Below are 19,362 nucleotides of genomic sequence, written 5' to 3'. Positions count from 1 at the left end.
GACGGCCTTGACAGCCTGTATATTATCAATATTGATAACGATAATTTGACGCAAGAGGGAATTCCGCCCCATGACCCGCGCGGCGACAAGCGAAACGAGGGCCGCATCGCGCGACGCGGTGATGCCGACGCTGAAGCGGGAGATCATGCTCGGCGAACTCGCGCCCGGCGAGACGCTGACCGAACTGCAACTCGCCGCCCGTTTCGGCTGCAGCCAGGGCCGGGTGCGCGAGGCGCTGCTCGGGTTGCAGGACGAGGGGCTGGTGCGCCGGCTCGGCTACCGCGGCACCCAGGTCTCGAGCTGCACGGCGGAGGAGGCGGTCGAGATGTTCCGCATCCGCCAGCAGATCGAATGCCGCGGGATCCGCGCCGTCGCGGGCGCGCCCCCGGCGCGGCTCATCGGGGATCTGCGCGCGCGGGTGGCGGGCATGTTCGCCGCCGCCGAGGCGGGTGACGAGCTGGAGCTCGCCGCGATCGACCGGGACTTCCACGAGCGGATCTTCGCGGAGGCGGGCCTCGCCGCGCTGGAGCCGATCCTGCACCGCTGCCTGATCCACAACCACCGCTTCAAGATCTCGCGCGGCGGCGCGCGCCGCGACCTCGCGCGCACCGCGGCGCGCCACGGCCCGATCGTCGATCTGATCGAGGCGGGCGACGCGGCGGGCGCGGAGCGGGCGCTTTTCCACCACATCGCCACCATCGTCGACTTCGGGCCCGACGTTTTCGAGGGAGCCGCCCCGTGACCGCCTTTTCCGCCGAACTCCTGCCCGAGCTGGTCGCCCTCCAGGCCGAGGCGGACGCCGCGACCGGCGATCCCACGCTGCTGCCGCCCTCCGAGGGCCGCGCGCTCGCCGCGCGCCGCGATGGCTGGTGGAACCGCGACCTGCTCGAGATGGCGCGCGCCGAGGATCTGGAGATCCCGGCCGATCCCGAGCTCGGCACGCCCGCGGTCACCGCGCGCCTGATCGTACCAGAGACGGCGCGGCCGGGGCTTCTCGTCTACGTCCACGGCGGCGGCTTCGCCTTCGGCTCGCCGGCGTCGCATGACCGCTGCGCGCGGGTTCTGGCGCTCGAAACGGGGTTGCCGGCGCTGCTGCCGGACTATCGGCTCGCGCCCGAGCACCCGTTCCCGGCCGGGCTCCATGACACGATCGCGACGCTGCGGGCCGCGCCCGGCCTCGCCCGCGCGGCGGGGCTCGCGCCGGGCGGAACCGTCGTCGCGGGGGATTCCGCCGGCGCCAATCTCGCGCTCGCCGCGCTGCTCTCCGAGATCGCCGACGGGCGGCCGGTTCCGGCCGAGGCGGCGGCGCTGTTCTACGGCGTCTTCGACGCGGATTTCGAAAGCCCGTCCTATCGCGCCTTCCGGGACGGCCCGGGTCTCACCCGCGACAAGATGCGGCGCTACTGGAACTGGTATCTTCCCGACCCCGAAGCCCGCGCGACCCCGCTCGCCGCGCCCGCGCGGGCGGCGGCTCCGGCGCTCGCGGCGCTGCCGCCGGTCTTCCTGCTCGCGGCCGGGGTCGATCCGCTGCTGAGCGACACGCTCGTGCTCGCCGAACGGCTCGGCGTCGAGCCCGTGGTCGTGCCGGGCGTCACCCACGGCTTCCTGCAGATGAGCCGCGACCTGCCCCAGGCGCGCGACGCGCTCGCCGCCGCCGCCGCCTTCATCCGGAAAACGACACAAGAACCAACAACAGCTGGAGGAAACCCATGACCCGCCTGCTCGCCACCGCCTGCGCGCTCGCGCTCGGCCTGACCGCCGCCAACGCGCAGACGGTCCGGTTCTGGTACCATTTCGACAATCCCGAGAACCCGATGCAGGGGCTCGTCGACAAGTTCGAGGCCGCGAACCCCGGCATCGAGATCGAGGCCGAGAACATCCCCTGGAACAGCTACTACGACCAGCTCTACACCGCGCTGGTCGGCGGCGGCGCGCCGGACGCGGCGATGGTGAAGCTCTTCGCCCAGCCCCGGCTCGTCGAGATGGGCGCGCTCGAGCCGATCGGCGACCGGATCGACGCCTGGGACGGCAAGGCGAACCTGCTCGACAACCTGCTGGAGCTCAATGCCGGGCCGGACGGGCAGCGGTATTACCTGCCGATCCAGTACGTCGTGCTCTACCTCTACTACCGGCCCGACCTGTTCCAGGCGGCGGGGCTCGAGCCGCCGAAGACCTGCGAGGACCTGCGCGCGGCGGCGAAGACGCTCACCACCGGCGACACCTACGGCTTCGGCTTCCGGGGCGGCAAGGGCGGCTGGGACCAGTGGGGCGCCTTCGCGCTCGCCTCCGGCGCCGAGCTCGCTCCGGGCAGGCTCGCGACGCCGGGCGCGATCGCGGGCACGCAGATGATCGTCGACATGTTCCGCGAGGACAAGTCGATCCCGCCCTCTGCCCCGAACGACGGCTTCCAGGAGATCATCGGCGCCTTCAAGTCCGGCAAGACCGCGATGACGATCCACCACATCGGCTCGTCCAACGACCTCGTCGCTGCGCTCGGCGACAAGGTCTCGGCGGTCCCGGTGCCCTCCTGCGGCGGCGGCCAGTGGACCTCCTACGGCGACGAGTCGCTCGCGATCTTCGCGGGCGCCGAGGACAAGGACGCAGCCTGGAAGTGGATCTCCTTCCTCGCGGAGCCCGAGAACAACAACGAATTCGTCAAGGCGACCAACCAGCTTCCGGTGACCAAGTCCGGCTCGGAGAACTGGACCGGCCACGAAAAGCGCTTCGTCGACGCGACGCTCGCCTCGCTGCCCTTCGCCCATGTGCTGCCGCAGACATCCGCGACGGCCAATTTCGTGAACACCGAGTGGCAGACGCAGATGCAGCTCGCGCTGACCGGCGAGATCTCCGCCGAGGAGATGCTGGAAAACCTCGAGGCGCCGTTCGAATAGCACCAGACGCGCGGGAAGGCGGACCGCCGCCTCCCCCCTTTCCGAGGAACCGCCCATGTCCATCGCCGACGCCGAGGCGCTCGACGCGCCGCGCCCCCGCGCGCGCGGGCGGCGGGCGCTGCCCTACTGGCTGCTGACGCCCGCCGTGCTCGTCACGCTCCTGATCGTCTTCGCGCCGATGCTGCTCGCCATCGGCACGAGTTTCTTCGAACTCGTGCTCTTCAGGCCGAAGGCCACGCATTTCATCGGGCTCGGCAATTTTGTCGCGCTGATGTCGGACCCGGTGTTCTGGTCCTCGCTCTGGCGCACCGTGCTCTGGATCGGCCTGACGGTACCGGCGCAGATGCTGCTCGGCCTCGTCGCCGCGCTCATCCTCAACCAGCAATTCTTCTGGCGCGGCCTCGCCCGCGCGCTCGTCATCATTCCCTGGGCGCTGCCGAGCGTCGTCATCGCGCTGATGTGGCGCTGGATCTACGACCCGAACATCGGCGTCGCGAACGACCTGCTGCTGCGGCTCTCGATCATCCAAACCGCGGTGCCCTGGCTCGCGGATCCCGGCGTCGCGCTCTATTCGATCATCGTCACGCTGACCTGGCAGGGCTTCCCCTTCTTCGCCGTGATGATCCTCGCCGCGCTCCAGGGCATCCCGAAGAGCCAGTACGAGGCCGCGGCGATCGACGGCGCGAGCGCCTGGCGCCAGTTCCGGCATGTGACGCTGCCCGGCATCGCGCCGGTGCTCGCCACGGCGGGGCTCTTGCGCGTGATCTGGGTCGCGAATTCGATCGACGTCATCTTCGTGATGACCGGCGGCGGGCCGGGCTATGCCACCCACACGCTGCCGCTCTACGCCTTCGTCAAGGCGCGGCAGAACCTCGACTTCGGCTATGGCTCGGCGATCGCGGTGGCCTTCACGCTGCTGCTCGGGGTTTTCGTCGCGATCTACATCGCGCGCACGATGCGGGAGGTCGAGAGATGAACCACCCTTCCCCGCTCCGCCGCCTGCTCACGATCCACCTCCCCGCGCTCCTGATCGTGCTCCTCTCCATCGGCCCCTTCGCCTGGCTGGCGCTGACCGCGCTCACGCCGTCCGCGGAGATCAGCGCGCGCGGCGTCTCGCTCTCGCCCGCGGTCTGGAGCCTCGAGAACTTCAACCGGCTGCTGCTCCACACGAGCTTCACCGGCAACATGGGCCACAGCCTGATCGTGGCGGCCGGCACGGTCGTGCTCGGCCTCCTCGTCTCGGTGACGGCGGCCTATTCCTTGTCGCGCTTCCGCTTCCCGAGCCGCAAGCTCCTGATGCTGCAGTTCCTGCTCGTGAACATGTTCCCGGTCGTGCTGCTGATCCTGCCGCTCTTCATCATCATGCGCTGGCTCGGCATCCTCGACACGCATCTCGCGCTCATCCTCGCCAATGCGACGGTCGCGATCCCCTTCGCGGTCTGGATGCTGACGAGCTACGTCGACGCGATCCCGCGAAGCCTCGACGAGGCGGCGATGATCGACGGCTGCTCGCGGCTCCAGGCGCTGAGGCGCGTCGTGCTGCCGCTCGCGCTGCCCGGGATCATCTCGACCGGCATCTACATCTTCATCACCGCCTGGAACGAATACCTCTACGCGCTGACGCTGACGGGCCGGAACGTGCGCACCGTGACCGTCGCGATCCAGACCCTGATCGGCGAGTTCCAGATCGAATGGGGGCTGCTCGCCGCCGGCGGCATCGTCGGCGCGCTCCCGGTCGTCCTGCTGTTCCTGATCGTGCAGCGCCGGCTGGTCGGCGGGCTGACGCAGGGCGCGGTGAAGGGCTGAATCTCGCATGACCGAAGGACCTGCCATGAACCCCGTCGGCATCATCTCGATGCAATACGCCCGCCCCTTCGGGCCCGAACACTTCCCGCTCTTCCACCGGATGAAGGCCCAGGGCTTCGATTTCGTCGAACTGCTGGTGCCGGAGCCGGGCGAACTCGATCCGGCCGCCGCCGCCCGCGCGCTCTCCGACGCGGGGCTCGGCGTCGTGCTCGCCGCCCGCGTCAACCTCGAGCGCAACCTCGCCTCGGAGGATCGGGGGCGACATCAGGGCGGTATCGACTACCTGCGCCAGGCGGTCGACACCGCCGTCGCGCTCGGCGCCGCGATCGTCGGCGGGCCGCTCACCGGCAACCCGCTCGTCTTCGCCGGCCGCCCGCCCGCGCCGGTCGCGGAGGACGAGCGCCTCGCGCGGAAGGAGCGCTGCGTCGCGGGTCTCCGGGCCGCCGGCGAACACGCGGCGGCGGCGGGGATCACCCTCGCGGTGGAGCCGCTGAACCGGTTCGAATCCGATGTGCTCTCGACCACGGCGCAGGCGATGGAACTGCTCGACGCGGTGGACCATCCGGGCGTGCGGATGATGCTCGACACGTTCCACATGCACATGGAGGAAGCCTCGATCCCCGAGGCGATCCGGCTCGCGGGCGAGCGGCTCGCGCATTTCCAGGCGAACGAGAACCACCGCGGCTTCCCCGGCACCGGCGCGACCGACTGGGTCGGCGTGTTCCGCGCGCTCCACGAGGTCAGCTACGCCGGGCCGGTCTCGCTCGAACCCTTCCGCCGGAACGACGACCGCTTCGGCGTGCCCTTCGCCCAGTGGCGGCCGCCCCACGAGGACGAGGACGCGCGCCTGCGCGCCTCCGTCGCCTTCATCCGCTCCCATATCGAACTGACGGAATACCGCAGATGACCCTCACCATCGGCTGGATCGGCTGCGGCACCCACGCGAGCCAGATGCTGCTGCCGCAACTCCTCCGCCACGACGTCCGGATCGGAGCGCTCTGCGACATCGACGGCGCGCGGCTCCGGGCGGCGTCCCGCCAGTTCGGCGTCGCCACGCTCACCTCCGACGCGGCCGAGCTGATCGCCACCCCGGGCCTCGACGCGATCGGCATGGCGGTCGGCCCGGACCAGCACCTCGCCTTCGGCCTCGCCGCGCTCGAGCGCGGCCTGCCGGTCTTCATGGAGAAGCCGCCTTCCGGGACAGCCGAGGGCGCGCGCCGGCTGCTCGCCGCTTCCGAGAAGGCGGGCAAGCCGCTGCTGCTCGGCTTCATGAAGCGCTATTCGATCGGCAACCGGATCGCGCGCAACGTGATCGCCTCGGGCCGGTTCGGCGAGGTGCTCGGCCTCACCGGCTACTACATGACCGCGCCCGGCTATTTCACCGGCGACGTCGACTACACCGGCTTCCTGCTGCACCACTGCGTGCACTACATGGACCTCGCGCCGTTCCTCGCCGGGCCGATCACGGGCCTGAGCGCGCGCAAGGTCGAGAAGACGCCGGGGCGGATCCTGTTCCACGTCGCGCTCGACTTCGCGGGCGGCGCGATCGGCACCATCGCCATGGGCACGCTCCAGAGCCGGGGCGCGCCGGTGGAGCGGATCGAGATCATGGGCGACCACCAGCGGCTCGAGGTCGAGGACGTGATCGAGGTGCGCTGGCACCGCGACCCGGCCTTCAAGGTCGACGACCTTGGCGCGACGCTCGATCCCGGATCGGACACGCTGACCTGGAAGCCGAACTTCACCGCCGCGGCCAACGAGGACTACAAGGGCTATCACGCGCTGCTCGCCGATGTCGTTCCCGCGCTCGGCGGCGCGGCGACCCCGGCGCCCACCATCGCGGACGGCGTCGAGGCGATGCGCTGGCTCGAGACGATGCGCGCCGCGCTCGCGATCTGACCGGCGCGGGCGCGCCCGAAGATCCGGCAAGGATCAGCGCGCGGTAAGGACCGTAAGCGGCGATCCGTCGCACTCTTCCAGAAGTCACGCGGAGCGCGTGACGCGCGCGGCGCGCAACGCCGCACAGGAGGAGGAAGACCAATGCAGCTCTATGTCATCCGGCGCCCGAGCGCCTGGGCCGATCTCGCCGAACTCGAAGCCGCGGGCGCGAAATCGGCCCGGATCGGCAACGAGGAAATGGCCGACCAGGTGCGGTGGATCCGCAGCTACGTCGTCCATGAGCCCGACGGGCGCATCGGCACCTTCTGCGTCTACGAGGCGCGCGACGGCGAGGCGATCCGCGAGCACGCCCGCCGCGTCGGCATGCCGGGCGAGGAATTCTATCCGGTCGCGACGACGGTCATCGTGCGCCCCGACCCGGTCGAGGCCGTCCCGGCCTGACCGGGTCGGCGGCCTGAGCGAACCCCGATCTGTCGGAACTGGACGTGCGTCGGCACGCCGTGATCCGACGATCGGGACCACCTAATTCCTTCCTCCCATCAGTTCCCGGCGACCCCGGAATTGATGCGCTGCTGGTGGGGAAGTGGAATTCGCTCGTCATTCTCGCGACGGCGGGGCGGTTGGAGCCGGCTCGGTTCACGGCGGCGCTCTAGCTGATGCCGGCTGTCCTCATTGACACCGCGGTTTCGCGGCTGGCGCGCGCGCATATTGATGGGACGGCGCTTCGCATCGCAGTGCTGGTCTTCTCCATCGTCAGCGGGATCGTCCTCATCCGGAACAATGTCAGCGATCCGCGCATCCCGAACGTGCGCGGCGTCGGGGGCCGCCTCGCCCTCAGAGCGTCATCGGCCCCTCGGGTCCGGGCGCCTGGCCCGCGTAGGCGCCCCAGACGGACTGGTCGAAGTTCACGACCGCGCCGGTCATCAGGCCGGCGTCGCCGGAGCAGAGGAAGTTCACCACGCGGGCGACCTCGGCGGGATCGATCAGGCGGCCGAAGGGCAGAGCGGCGTTGGCCTTCCTCTCCCAGTCGGGATCGCCCGATTCCGCCGCCTGAAGCTCGCGCTCGTGGTCCGAGGCCATCCAGCCGATGTCGAGCTGGTTCACGCGGATCCGGTTGGCCAGCACCGCGAAGGCGGTATTGCGCGTCAGCGTGGCGAGCGCGCCCTTCGAGGCGCAATAGGCGCTGATGAAGGGCTGGCCCGCGAGTTCCGACATCGAGCCGATATTGAGGATCGCGCCCTCGACGCCGTCGCGGATCATCAGCCGGATCGCCTCCTGGATCAGGAAGAACGGCCCGCGGACGTTGGTGGCGAACATCGCGTCGAAGAGCGCAGGGCTGGTGTCGAGGATCGTGCCCCGGTCGGTCAGCGCGCCCGCGTTGACGAGCACGTCGACGCGGTCGAACGCCCGCTCCGCCTCGGCGATCACGTTCCGGCAGTCCTCGACGCTCCCGAGGTCGGCCTTCACGAAATGCGCGGGCACTCCGGTGTCGCGCGTGATGGCTTCCGCGACCGCCTTGCCCTTGGCCTCGTTCCGGCCGAGCGTCACCAGCCCGGCGGCGCCCGCTTCCGCGAAGCGGCGCGCGATCGCGGCGCCGAGCCCCTGCGTCGAGCCGGTGACGACGCAGATCTTTCCGTCCATGCGGTTCATTGCTCTCAAGCCTCTACTTCATATCCCGCCGCGTCCATCACCCGCAGCAGTTCCCGATGCCCGATCTTCGCCATATCGAGCGGCGGCGAGACCTTCGGATCCTGCTCCGCCTCGACGACGAACCAACCCTCGTAGCCGTGGCCGGCGAGCTTCCTCACGATCGCCTCGAAATCGAGCGAGCCGTCGCCCGGCACGGTGAAGGCGCCCTTCACCACGGCGTCGAGGAAGCTCTCCTTCGTCCGGTCGAGCCCGTCGATCACCCCCATCCGCACGTCCTTGGTGTGGACGTGGGAAATCCGCGCATGGTGGTTGTCGATCACGCGCAGCACGTCGCCGCCGGCGAAGGCCATGTGGCCCGCGTCGTAGAGCAGCGGAATGCCTTCGCCCGAATGCTTCATGAAGAGGTCGAGTTCCGCTTCGGTCTCGATCGCCGCCGCCATGTGGTGGTGGTAGGAAAGCGGCATTCCCTGCTCGGCGCACCACTCGCCGAACTCGGTCATCTTGCGCGCGTAGACCCGGATCTCCTCCTCGGAGAGCTTCGGCTTGGTCGCGAGCGGCGCCGATTTCACGCCCTGGATCGAGCGCGCGGTCTCGCCATAGACGATGCAGGGCGCCCCCATCGCCTTGAAGAGTTCCATCTGCGGCGCGATCCGGTCCTTCTCCACCGCGATCTCGCCATCGAGCAGCAGGCCCGAGAACCAGCCGCCGCAGACCGAGATGCCGTATTTCGCGAGGATCGGCCCGAGTTCCTTCGGGTCCATCGGGAAGCGCCGCCCGGTCTCCATGCCGGTATAGCCCGCCTCGCGCGCCTGGCGCAGGCATTCCTCGAGCGACACGTCGTCGCTCAGCTCCGCCAGATCGTCGTTCCACCACGCGATCGGCGCGATTCCAAGTTTCGCCTTCATCGGCTCAGACTCCGACGCGCTGCTTTTCGCGGATGGCGACCTGCGCCGCGCGGGCCTCCTTGACGGTGTCCCGGTGCGAGACCTCGGGCACGCCGACGTCCCAGTCCGCGTCGCCCGGAACCCAGGCGAAGGCGTCGGTCCTGATGGTGATGAGCGTGGTGCGGTCGGTGGTCTGGGCCCAGGCCATCGCCTCGTCGAGATCAGCGAGGCTCGCGCAGCTTCGCGCCAGCGCGCCCATCGACTCGGCGTGTTTCACGAAGTCCACCGGGAACGGCTCCACGACGCGGCAATCGCGGATGAGGTTGTTGAAGCCCGGCGTGCCCTTGGCGTTCTGCAGCCGGTTGATCACGCCATAGCCGCCGTTGTCGCAGACGATCAGGATGAACTTGTGGCCGGAAAGCACCGAGGAATAGACGTCGGAATTCATCATCATGTAGGTGCCGTCGCCGATCATCACGATCGGCGTCGTGCCGGGCCGGGCCATCGCAGTGCCCCAGCCGGCGGCGATCTCGTAGCCCATGCAGGAGAAGCCGAACTCGCAGTCGAAGGTATTGGGCGCCTTGACGCGCCAGCCCTTCACAAGCTCGCCTGGCAGGCCGCCGGCGGCGGTGATCAGCGGATCCTCGGGCTTCGCCGCCGCGTGGACGCGCGCGATCACCTGCGCGTAGGTCGGAACCTCGGCGTTGGTCGGCTTCTGGTAGTCGTCCACCAGCGCGTCCCACTCACCCATCAGCTCGCGCGCCTTCGCGGTCCAGCCCCCGGGCGCCTTCCAGTCGCCGAGGCCGGCGTCGAGCTCGGTCACGGTCGCCCGCGCGTCGCCCACCACCGCGAGCGAGCGGTGCTTGGTCGCGTCCCAGCGCGCCGCGTTGATCCCGATGATCCTCGCATCGTGATTGAACACCGTCCAGGAGCCGGTGGTGAAGTCCATGAGCCTCGTGCCGATCGCGAGCACCACGTCGGCCTCGGCGGCGAGCGCGTTCGCGGAGGTCGAGCCGAGGATGCCGATCGGCCCGGCATGCGCCGGATGGTCATGGGTGAGCGCGCCCTTGCCGGCGATCGTCTCGACGACGGGGATGCCGCGGTCGAGCGCGAGTTTCGCGACGGTCTCCTCCGCGAGCGAATAGCGCACGCCGCCGCCCGAGATGATGAGCGGCTTCCTCGCCGATTTCAGGAGCGCCACCGCCTCGGCGAGCCTGTCCGCGTCCGGACGGGGCCGGGGGATGGTCCAGTGCGTCGGCTCGAAGAAGGCTTCCGGGTAATCGTAGGCGACTTCCTGGGTGTCCTGGCAGAGCGCGAGGAAGGCCGGGCCGCAATCGGCCGGGTCGAGCATCGCCGCGATCGCCTGCGGCAGCGAGCCGATGATCTGCTCGGGCAGCGTGATCCGGTCCCAGTAGCGCGTGACCGCCCTGAAGGCGTCGTTCACGGTGACGGTCGGGTTTCCATAGTGCTCGACCTGCTGCATCACCGGGTCCGGGCGGCGGTTGGCGAAGGCGTCGCCCGCGAGCAGCAGCACCGGCAGGCGGTTCGCATGGGCGAGGCCGGCGGCGGTCACCATGTTGGTCGCGCCCGGCCCGATCGAGGAGGTGGCGACCATGAGCTGGCGCCGGCGCTTCGCCTTGGCGAAGCCGATCGCGGCCAGTGCCATCGACTGCTCGTTCTGGCCGCGCCAGGTGGGGAGTTCGTCCTGCGCCGCCTCGAGCGCCTCGCTCAGGCAGGTGACATTGCCATGGCCGAAGATCGCGAAGACCCCGGCGAAGAGCGGAACGCGCGCGCCGTCGATCTCGGTGAACTGATTGCAAAGGTAGCGCACCAGCGCCTGCGCCATGGTCAGGCGAACGGTTGATCGACTCATCCTTGGTCCTCCCAGGAAGATTTGCTTTCCCGCTTCATACGTAATGCGTGTTGACAGATCAAGCTTGATGCAACAAGCATTGCGAAAATTTCCAATGGGAGGGAGCCATGGTTCGAATCGCCGTGCCCTACCGCGGCCGGATCGGCCGCATGTACGTGGCCGATATCGCCACGCACGACGCCTTGGCCCTCGTCGGCGCCGTGGAGTCGGGAACGAAGCCGGAGGTCGGTTTCGGGAACGGGCGGCTGGCGCCGGTCCTGGCAGAGGCGGCGTTACGGTTGGCTACCGAAGGTCGGCCGGTCAAGGTCAGCGAGATCGGGTGAGCGAGATGTACGAGAAGTTCGGACTTTTTCTGGGCGGGAGCTGGAGCGCGGCGGCGGGCGGGACGGCCCCGGTGATCAGCCCGGTCACCGAGAAGCCGCTCGGCGCGGCGCCGGTGGCGACGGCGGCCGATACCGGGGCCGCGATCGCGGCGGCCGAACGGGGCCTCGCCGCCTGGAGGGCAAAATCCGCCTTCGAGCGCGCCGATGCGCTGCATGCGATCGCCGACGAGATGATCCGCCGGACCGACGAGGCGGCGCGGATGATCGCCTCGGAGACCGGCAAGCCGCTCGCGCAGGCGGGCCGGGAATGGGGCCTCTCCTGCGACCAGTTCCGCTGGTACGCCGAGGAGGCGCGGCGGATCTACGGCCGGATCGTCGAGAGCCGCGTTCCCGGCGGCCGCTTCGAGGTGACGCGCGAGCCGATCGGCATTGTCGCCGCCTTCACCGCCTGGAACTTCCCCGCCGCGCTGGTCGCCCGCAAGGTCGCGCCGGCGCTCGCCGCCGGCTGCTCGGTGGTCGTCCGGCCGTCGAGCCAGACGCCGGGCACGGCGATGGTGATGGTGGACTGCTGCCGCGCCGGGAACCTGCCCGAGGGCGTCGTCAACCTCGTCGTCGGGCCGACCGCCGCGACCTACGCGCCGATCATGGCCTCGCCGCTCGTGCGCAAGGTATCCCTGACCGGCTCGACCGGCGTCGGCCAGCAGATGATCCGCGACGCCGCCGACACGATGAAGAAGGTGACGATGGAACTCGGCGGCAACGCGCCGCTGATCGTCCATGACGACGCCGATCTCGAGGCGGTGCTCGACGCCTCGGTGCCGACCAAGTTCGCCAACGCGGGCCAGGTCTGCGTCACCTGCGACCGGCTCTTCGTGCACGAAAGCCTGCATGACGCCTTCGTCGAGGGTTTCGCGGCGCGGGCGAAGGCGCTGCGACTGGGCGACGGGCTCGATCCGGCGACGCAGATGGGTCCCGTCATCAACGGCAACCGCCGGGCGGAACTCGAGGGCGTGATCACCGAGGCGGTGAAGGCCGGCGCCCGGGTGGTCACCGGCGGCGGCCGTGCCTCCGATTTCAACGCGGGCTTCTTCCTCGAGCCGACGGTGCTCGCCGACGTGACCGACGACATGCGGGTCTTCGCGGAGGAGAACTTCGGCCCGATCGCGGCGATCACGCGCTTTCGCGACGAGGAGGAGGTGCTGGAACGCGCCAATGCGACCGAGATGGGCCTCTCGGCCTATGCCTTCACCCGCGACCCTGGCCGCGCGCGCCGCGCGGTGGCGGGACTGAGGGCCGGCATGGTGGGGATCAACAGCTTCGCGCTCGCCGCGGCCGAGGCGCCGTTCGGAGGCGCGAGATATTCGGGCATGGGCCGCGAGGGAGGATCGGAGGGGATCACCGACTACCTCGAGACCAAGCTCGCCCAGGTCGTGATCTGAGGAGAAGGCGATGATCAGGAACAAGCTCAAGACCCTCTGGGCCGAGGGGAAGCCGGCGATCAACGGCTGGCTCTCGATCGGCAACCCGTTCACCGCCGAGATCATGGCGGCGCAGGGCTATGACAGCGTGACGATCGACGCGCAGCACGGCGCGCTCGACTATTCCGCCGTGCTGCCGATGCTGCAGGCGATGCGCGCCTCCGGCGTGGTGCCGATGGTGCGCGTGCCCTGGCGCGAGCCGGGGGTGATCATGAAGATGCTCGACGCGGGCGCCTACGGGATCATCTGCCCGATGGTGAACACGGCGGAACAGGCGGCGGATTTCGTGAGCTGCCTGCGCTACCCGCCCCAGGGCCAGCGCAGCTTCGGGCCGACGCGGGCGAATTTCTCCGCGGGGGCGAATTACGCTTCGGAGGCGAATGACGAGATCCTCGGCTTCGCGATGATCGAGACGAAGGAAGCGATGGCGAACCTCGACGCGATCGCCGCCACGCCGGGGCTCGACGGGCTCTACATCGGCCCGGCGGATCTCAGCTTCAGCCTCGCCGAGGGCAGGCTCGCCCCCGCCTTCGACCGCGAGGAGCCGGAGATGGTCGCGGCGATCAAGACCATCCTCGCGGCGTGCCGGAAGCACGGCATCCGCGCCGCGCTCCATTGCGGGACGCCGGATTACGCGGCGAAGGCGATCGGCTGGGGCTTCGACCTGACGACCGTGGGCGGCGACTCGCGCCTGCTCGCCGCCGCCGCCGCCGCGAGCGTCGCCCGCTTCCGCGAACTGACCGACGAAGCAGCGGCGGAACCGGCGGTCGCCAGCGCGAAGGGAGGCTACTGATGCCGCATGTTCTCGTCGCCGGAAAGCTGCACCCGAGCGGCATCGACCTGCTTCGGGGCCGCCCCGGTATCACCTTCGATTACGTCGAGGAGGTGTCCGAGGCGAGCTACGCTCCCTTGATCGCCCGGGCCGACGGGCTGGTGATCCGCACCCAGCCGCTTTCGGCGGCGACGGTGGCGAAGGCCGGGCGGCTCCGGATCGTGTCGCGCCACGGCGTGGGCTACGATTCCGTCGATCTCGCCGCCTTGAACGCGCGCGGCATCGCGCTGGCGGTGGTGGGCGACGTCAATTCGATTTCGGTCGCGGAACAGGCGATGACGCTGATGCTCGTCGCGGCCAAGCGCGGCTTTCGCGCCGATCGCGCGGTCCGGACCGGCGACTGGAGCTGGCGCGACGGGCTGGAGCCAGGCGAGCTCCATGGCAAGCGGCTGCTGATCCTCGGCTACGGCCGGGCAGGACGGCATCTCGCGCGCATGGCCGGGGGCTTCGGCATGGAGATCCGCGCCTTCGACCCGTTCCTCGCCCGCCAGGGCTGGCCCGAAGGGCCGGTCGCGCCGGTCGCGGATCTGACCGGGGGCCTTGCCTGGGCGGATTTCGTCAGCGTCCACGCACCGAAGGGCGACAGGCCCTTGATCGGCGCGGCGGACCTCGCGGCGATGAAACCCTCCGCGATCCTCGTCAACACCGCGCGCGGCGGCGTCGTCGACGAGCCGGCGCTGATCGCGGCCCTCGCGGAAGGCCGCCTCGCCGGAGCCGGGCTCGACGTCTTCGAGGACGAGCCGCCCGCGCCCGGCAATCCGCTGCTCGCGATGGACAAGGTGATCCTCTCGCCGCATGTCGCCGGCCTCACCGCCGAATGCGCCGAGCGCATGGCGATCGGCGCGGTCCGCAACGTGCTCGATTTTCTCGAAGGCCGCGCCGATCCGGCGCTGATCGTCAACCGGGACCTCTCCGATGCCTGATACGAAACCCGTCCTCAACATCGGCCTGATCGGCTCCGGCTTCATGGGCAAGACCCATGCCTTCGGCTTCGCCTCGGCGCCGCGCGTCTTCGATCTGCCCTACGAGATCGTGCCTCACACGGTCGCGGACCGCTCGGATGCAGTGGCCTCCGCGGCGGCGCGCGCCTTCGGCTTCGCGCATGCGACCGGGGACTGGCGTGCGATGGTCGCTGATCCCGAAATCGACGTGGTCGACATCACCGCGCCGAACGCGCTGCACCGGGAGATGGCGCTGGCCGCGATCGCCGCCGGCAAGCATGTCTATTGCGAGAAGCCGCTGGCGCCACGCGCCGCCGACGCCGTCGAGATGGCCGAGGCGGCGGAGGCCGCGGGCGTCAGGACGCAGGTCGGGTTCAACTATCTCTGCAACCCGATGCTTGCGAAGGCGCGCGAGATGATCCGCGCGGGCGCGCTCGGCGAGATCCGCTCCTATCGCGGCGTCCATGCCGAGGACTACATGGCCGACGCGGACGCGCCTTTCACCTTCCGCAACGATCCGGCCGGCGGCGGCGCGCTCGCCGATATCGGCAGCCACGCTCTCGCCACGGCGGAATACCTGCTCGGGCCGATCGCAAGGGTGCTCGGGGACTGCGCCACGGTGATCACCAGCCGTCCGGACGGCGCGGGAGGCACGAAGCGGGTCGAGACCGACGACGTCGGCCGCGCCTTCCTGCGCTTCGAAAACGGCGCGGTCGGCACGATCGAGGCGAACTGGATCGCCATGGGCCGCAAGATGCAGCACGATTTCGAGGTCCACGGCTCGAAGGGCGCGCTCGTCTTCAGCCAGGAACGTTTCAACGAACTCCATTACTACAGCGCCGACGATCCCGCCGGCCAGCGCGGTTTCCGCCGGATCGAGGCGGGGCCGGAGCATCCGCCCTACGGCCGCTTCTGCGTCGCGCCGGGCCACCAGCTCGGCTTCAACGATCTGAAGGCGATCGAGATCGCAGGCTATCTCGACGCGATCGCCGGCCGCGCCCCGGAGCCTTTCAACTTCCGCGCCGGCGCCCGCGTCCAGTCCCTCGTCGAGGCGATCCAGAGGTCGAGCCGGGAAACGGCCTGGGTGCCGACGAACGACCCGGACCTGCGCGGCCGTTCCGGAGTCAACAGGAATGCAATTTTTGTTGCGTAAACTGGTTGACAGCAACAATTGCATCTGACAGGATAAACGCAATAAAAATTGCGTCACGTGGCATGACACGGTGCGCGGCGGGGAGGAAGGCATGAGCGGCACGGCCTGGCTGTGAGCTCCTCCGCGCGCGGCGTGCGAAAGGGGCGATATCACCATGCGAACGATCAAGGGTCCCGCCGTCTTCCTCGCGCAGTTCGCGAGCGACGACGCGCCGTACGACAGCCTCGAAGGGATGGCGGGCTGGGCTAGTGCCAAAGGCTTCGTCGGCGCGCAGCTGCCCTGCTGGGACAAGCGCGTCATCGACATCGAGAAGGCGGCGGAGAGCCAGGACTACGCCGACGAGGTGAAGGGCGTGCTCGCCGAGAACGGGCTCGAGGTGACCGAGCTCGCGACCCATCTCCAGGGCCAGCTCGTCGCCTCGCACCCCGCCTTCGATCATCCCGCCGACAGTTTCGCCGCGCCCGAGGTGAGGCGGAACCCGAAGGCGCGGCGCGAATGGGCGGAGCGGCAGATGCGGGCGGCGGCGAAGGCGTCGCGCCGCTTCGGGCTCGACCGTCACGTGACCTTCTCGGGCAGCCTGCTCTGGCCCTACATGTATCCCTACCCGCAATGGCCCGAAGGGCTGATCGAGGAGGGGTTCGACGAACTCGCGCGCCGCTGGCGCCCGATCCTCGATGCCTTCGACGCCGAGGGGGTGGATGTCTGTTTCGAGATCCATCCCGTCGAGGACATCCACGACGGCCATTCCTTCGAGATGTTCCTTGAGCGGGTGAACAATCACGCCCGCTGCGCCATCAACTACGATCCGAGCCACTTCGTGCTGCAGTGCCTCGACTACCTCGCCTTCATCGACCACTACCACGAGCGGATAAAGGCCTTTCACGTGAAGGACGCCGAGTTCCGCCCGGATGGCAAGGGCGGGGTCTACGGCGGCTTCCAGCCCTGGGTGAAGCGGGCCGGCCGGTTCCGCAGCCCTGGCGACGGGCAGGTCGACTTCAAGGGCATCTTCTCCAAGCTCACCGGCCACGGTTTCGACGGCTGGGCGGTGCTCGAATGGGAGTGCTGCTTCAAGAACCCCGAGGACGGCGCCGCCGAGGGGGCGAAGTTCATCGCCGACCACATCATCCGCGTCTCCGACCGCGCCTTCGACGATTTCGTCAGGGCGGAGGCGAACCCGTCCCTCAACCGCGAAATCCTGGGGTATTGACATGACGACGGCCGAAACCCTGGCCCCTACCAAGCCCATCCGCTCCGATCTGGCCGGGCGGCGGCTCCGCCTCGGCATGATCGGCGGCGGGGAGGGCGCCTATATCGGCGGCATCCACCGCTTCGCGGCGCGGCTCGACAACCAGTACGATCTCGTCGCCGGCGCCTTCGACGTGAACGCGGAGCGCGGCCACGCCTTCGCGGCGGCGAACTACATCGCACCCGACCGGTCCTACGACTCCTATCAGGCGATGGCCGCGGGCGAGGCGGGGCGGCCGGACGGGGTGGACGTGATCGCGATCTGCACGCCGAACTTCACGCATTACCCGATCGCGAAAGCCTTCCTCGAGGCCGGCATCGACGTGATCTGCGAGAAGCCGCTGACCGCGACGCTCGGGGAGGCGATCGCGCTCAACGACCTCGCCGAGAAGACCGGGCGGTTCGTCGGCGTCACCTATACCTATTCCGGCTATCCGATGATCCAGGAGGCCCGCGCTATGGTCGCGCGCGGCGACCTCGGCGAGATCCGTGTCGTCCAGGTCGAATACCCGCTCGAATGGATGGCGACCGGCATCGAGCTCGAGGGCAACGCGCAGGCGGCCTGGCGCACCGATCCGAAGAAGAACGGACGGGGCGGCTCGATCGGCGACATCGGCACCCATGCCTATCACCTCGCCGGGTACGTGACGGGCCTGAAGGCCGAGAGCATCGCCGCCGATCTCGCGACCTTCGTTCCGGGAAGGGCGCTCGACGACAACGCCCATGTGATGATCCGCTACCAGGGCGGCGCGCGCGGCCTGCTCTGGTCGAGCCAGGTGGCGATCGGCCAGTCGAACGGGCTGCGGCTCCGCGTCTTCGGCGCGAAGGGGAGCCTGGTCTGGAGCCAGGAGCATCCGAACGAGCTCACCTTCACGCCGCTCTTCGGCGCGCCTGCCACGATCAAGCGCGGCCGTGAGGATCTGACCGAGGCGACCCACGCCCGCGTCCGCACGCCACCGGGCCATCCGGAGGGCTACATCGAGGCCTTCGCCAATCTCTATTCCGGCTTCGCCGAGGCGATCCGCGCCCGCGCCGCCGGGCGGCAGCCGGGAGCGGCCGCCGAGGGGATCCCCACCGCCTACGACGGGCTCAAGGGCGTCGCCTTCGTCGACGCGGTCGTCGATTGCCACGAAGCGGGCGCGCTCGCCTGGACCACACCGAAATTCGCCTGAACCAGAAGACCAACAGGAGGAGGAAGTGCATATGAGGAAGTATCTGCTCGGCGCCGGCATCGCGGCGCTCATGGCGGGCTCCGCCCATGCCGAGACGATCGGCGTCGCCATGTCGCTCTTCGATGACAACTGGCTGACCGTGCTGCGCCACAACATGCAGGCGCACGCCGACAGCCTCGGCGTCACCGTCCAGATGGAGGACGCCGGCGGCGACATCTCGCGCCAGCAGAGCCAGGTCGAGAACTTCATCGCCTCGGGCGTCGACGGCATCATCGTGATGCTGGTCGATGCCGACTCCGGCGATGCGATGTCGGCCGCCGCCGCCTCGGCGGGCATCCCGCTCGTCTTCGTCAACCTGATGCCGCCGGTCGCGGACAACTTCCCCGACAAGCAGGCCTGGGTCGGCTCCGACGAGGTGCTCGCGGGCACGTTGCAGGCGAAGGAGATCTGCGAGGAGATCGGTGGCAAGGGCGACGCTGTCGTGATGATGGGCCAGCTTGGCACCTCGGGTCAGCGCGGCCGCACCCAGGGCGTGCACGAGGTGCTCGAGACGCCGGAATGCTCGGGCATCAAGATCGTCGACGAACAGACCGCCAACTACATGCGCACGCCCGGGCTCGACCTGATGACGAACTGGCTGACCGGCGGCATCAAGCCGGCGGCGGTCTTCGCCAACAACGACGAGATGGCGATCGGCGCGATCCAGGCGCTGAAGGCCGCCGGTGTGCCGATGGACCAGGTCGTGATCGGCGGCGTCGATGCGACCAAGGACGCGCTCGCGGCGATGAAGGCGGGCGATCTCGACGTGACCGTGTTCCAGAACGCCAAGGGCCAGGGCGTCGGCGCGGTCGATACCGTGCTCAAGATCGTCAAGGGCGAGCCCTACGAGAAGAAGACCTTCATCCCGTTCGAGCTCGTGACCCCGGCGAACCTCGCCCAGTACGAGGCGCTGAACTGACGCCAGCCCGGGCGCTCGGACCGGAGCGCCCGCACCTCGACACGACGGGCGGGCAGCCGGTCCGAAGGCTCCCGCCCGCTTCATTCCCGCCTCCGGGCGGACGGCGGCCTGGGAGGAAGGCGGACATGGAACTGTCGGCGAAAGCGCGCGAGGGCGTCGACCACCACAAGTCGAAGGCGGGGGAGTCCCTGCTGGAGATCGAGGGTATCCGGAAGGAGTTCCCGGGCGTGGTGGCGCTCGATGACGTGCAATTCCGG

Annotated in this window: 19 protein-coding genes; 16 read left to right on the top strand and 3 right to left on the bottom strand. The window is 69.4% G+C overall.

What is annotated here, in order from left to right; translation table 11 throughout:
* Positions 1-121 precede the first annotated feature (121 nt).
* From FJM51_RS14170 to FJM51_RS14135, 8 genes are all read left to right on the top strand, one after another.
* On the top strand, positions 122-742 hold the full coding sequence (locus FJM51_RS14170; protein WP_210240289.1) for a GntR family transcriptional regulator: 621 nt from the start codon (positions 122-124) through the stop codon (positions 740-742).
* Entirely contained in the window at positions 739-1,713 is a 975-nt protein-coding gene (locus FJM51_RS14165; protein ID WP_140454790.1) for an alpha/beta hydrolase fold domain-containing protein, read from the top strand. Before FJM51_RS14170 ends, FJM51_RS14165 begins: the two co-directional genes overlap by 4 nt.
* Positions 1,710-2,891 carry an ABC transporter substrate-binding protein gene (locus FJM51_RS14160; RefSeq protein ID WP_140454789.1) on the top strand — a complete coding sequence of 394 codons (1,182 nt, stop codon included), beginning with the start codon at positions 1,710-1,712 and terminating at the stop codon, positions 2,889-2,891. Before FJM51_RS14165 ends, FJM51_RS14160 begins: the two co-directional genes overlap by 4 nt.
* Before the next feature lie 55 nt (positions 2,892-2,946).
* Positions 2,947-3,867, top strand: a complete 921-nt coding sequence (locus FJM51_RS14155; RefSeq protein ID WP_140454788.1) for a carbohydrate ABC transporter permease — start codon at positions 2,947-2,949, stop codon at positions 3,865-3,867.
* A complete protein-coding gene (locus FJM51_RS14150; protein WP_140454787.1) occupies positions 3,864-4,697 on the top strand; it encodes a carbohydrate ABC transporter permease in 834 nt (277 codons plus the stop codon). The genes FJM51_RS14155 and FJM51_RS14150 overlap by 4 nt, the downstream gene beginning before the upstream one ends.
* Before the next feature lie 25 nt (positions 4,698-4,722).
* Entirely contained in the window at positions 4,723-5,604 is an 882-nt protein-coding gene (locus tag FJM51_RS14145; RefSeq protein WP_140454786.1) for a sugar phosphate isomerase/epimerase family protein, read from the top strand.
* Positions 5,601-6,596 (top strand): Gfo/Idh/MocA family protein, encoded by a 996-nt coding sequence (locus FJM51_RS14140; RefSeq protein WP_140454785.1) that lies wholly within the window; start codon positions 5,601-5,603, stop codon positions 6,594-6,596. Before FJM51_RS14145 ends, FJM51_RS14140 begins: the two co-directional genes overlap by 4 nt.
* A 141-nt stretch (positions 6,597-6,737) precedes the next feature.
* A complete protein-coding gene (locus FJM51_RS14135) occupies positions 6,738-7,037 on the top strand; it encodes a DUF4242 domain-containing protein (RefSeq protein WP_140454784.1) in 300 nt (99 codons plus the stop codon).
* Between the two features lie 393 nt (positions 7,038-7,430).
* Here FJM51_RS14135 and FJM51_RS14130 read toward each other — a convergent pair whose 3' ends face one another.
* Genes FJM51_RS14130 through iolD form a run of 3 tightly spaced genes read right to left on the bottom strand, consistent with a single transcriptional unit; the run spans position 7,431 to position 11,003 of the window.
* The gene (locus FJM51_RS14130) at positions 7,431-8,237 is read right to left on the bottom strand and encodes an SDR family oxidoreductase (RefSeq protein ID WP_233713131.1); all 807 of its coding nucleotides are present in this window, start codon (positions 8,235-8,237) and stop codon (positions 7,431-7,433) included.
* Positions 8,238-8,251: 14 nt separating this feature from the next.
* Positions 8,252-9,151, bottom strand: coding sequence for a myo-inosose-2 dehydratase (gene iolE / locus FJM51_RS14125; RefSeq protein ID WP_140454782.1), 900 nt, complete (start codon positions 9,149-9,151; stop codon positions 8,252-8,254).
* 4 nt (positions 9,152-9,155) lie between these two features.
* Positions 9,156-11,003: a 3D-(3,5/4)-trihydroxycyclohexane-1,2-dione acylhydrolase (decyclizing) gene (iolD, locus tag FJM51_RS14120; RefSeq protein ID WP_140454781.1), complete on the bottom strand. Its 1,848-nt coding sequence runs from the start codon at positions 11,001-11,003 to the stop codon at positions 9,156-9,158.
* Positions 11,004-11,110: 107 nt separating this feature from the next.
* On the opposite strand from iolD, the gene FJM51_RS14115 reads away from it, so the two are divergent.
* The 8 genes from FJM51_RS14115 to FJM51_RS14080 all read left to right on the top strand — a co-directional run bounded on the left by FJM51_RS14115 (position 11,111) and on the right by FJM51_RS14080 (position 19,105).
* Complete coding sequence (locus FJM51_RS14115) at positions 11,111-11,326, top strand: Rossmann-fold NAD(P)-binding domain-containing protein (RefSeq protein ID WP_140454780.1); 216 nt, start codon at positions 11,111-11,113, stop codon at positions 11,324-11,326.
* 5 nt (positions 11,327-11,331) lie between these two features.
* On the top strand, positions 11,332-12,765 hold the full coding sequence (locus FJM51_RS14110) for an NAD-dependent succinate-semialdehyde dehydrogenase (protein WP_140454864.1): 1,434 nt from the start codon (positions 11,332-11,334) through the stop codon (positions 12,763-12,765).
* A gap of 10 nt (positions 12,766-12,775) precedes the next feature.
* Positions 12,776-13,597 (top strand): HpcH/HpaI aldolase family protein, encoded by an 822-nt coding sequence (locus FJM51_RS14105; RefSeq protein WP_140454779.1) that lies wholly within the window; start codon positions 12,776-12,778, stop codon positions 13,595-13,597.
* The gene (locus FJM51_RS14100; RefSeq protein ID WP_140454778.1) at positions 13,597-14,559 is read left to right on the top strand and encodes a hydroxyacid dehydrogenase; all 963 of its coding nucleotides are present in this window, start codon (positions 13,597-13,599) and stop codon (positions 14,557-14,559) included. Before FJM51_RS14105 ends, FJM51_RS14100 begins: the two co-directional genes overlap by 1 nt.
* Positions 14,552-15,730, top strand: a complete 1,179-nt coding sequence (locus tag FJM51_RS14095; protein WP_140454777.1) for a Gfo/Idh/MocA family protein — start codon at positions 14,552-14,554, stop codon at positions 15,728-15,730. The genes FJM51_RS14100 and FJM51_RS14095 overlap by 8 nt, the downstream gene beginning before the upstream one ends.
* 154 nt (positions 15,731-15,884) lie before the next feature.
* Complete coding sequence (locus tag FJM51_RS14090) at positions 15,885-16,937, top strand: sugar phosphate isomerase/epimerase family protein (RefSeq protein WP_140454776.1); 1,053 nt, start codon at positions 15,885-15,887, stop codon at positions 16,935-16,937.
* Between the two features lie 76 nt (positions 16,938-17,013).
* The gene (locus FJM51_RS14085) at positions 17,014-18,147 is read left to right on the top strand and encodes a Gfo/Idh/MocA family protein (RefSeq protein ID WP_140454863.1); all 1,134 of its coding nucleotides are present in this window, start codon (positions 17,014-17,016) and stop codon (positions 18,145-18,147) included.
* Positions 18,148-18,178: 31 nt separating this feature from the next.
* The gene (locus tag FJM51_RS14080) at positions 18,179-19,105 is read left to right on the top strand and encodes a sugar ABC transporter substrate-binding protein (protein WP_140454775.1); all 927 of its coding nucleotides are present in this window, start codon (positions 18,179-18,181) and stop codon (positions 19,103-19,105) included.
* Positions 19,106-19,362: the final 257 nt, after the last annotated feature.

It is taken from the genome of Amaricoccus solimangrovi, from assembly GCF_006385685.1.
Classification (GTDB): domain Bacteria; phylum Pseudomonadota; class Alphaproteobacteria; order Rhodobacterales; family Rhodobacteraceae; genus Amaricoccus; species Amaricoccus solimangrovi.
This window is presented reverse-complemented; position numbering and strand designations above follow the sequence as displayed.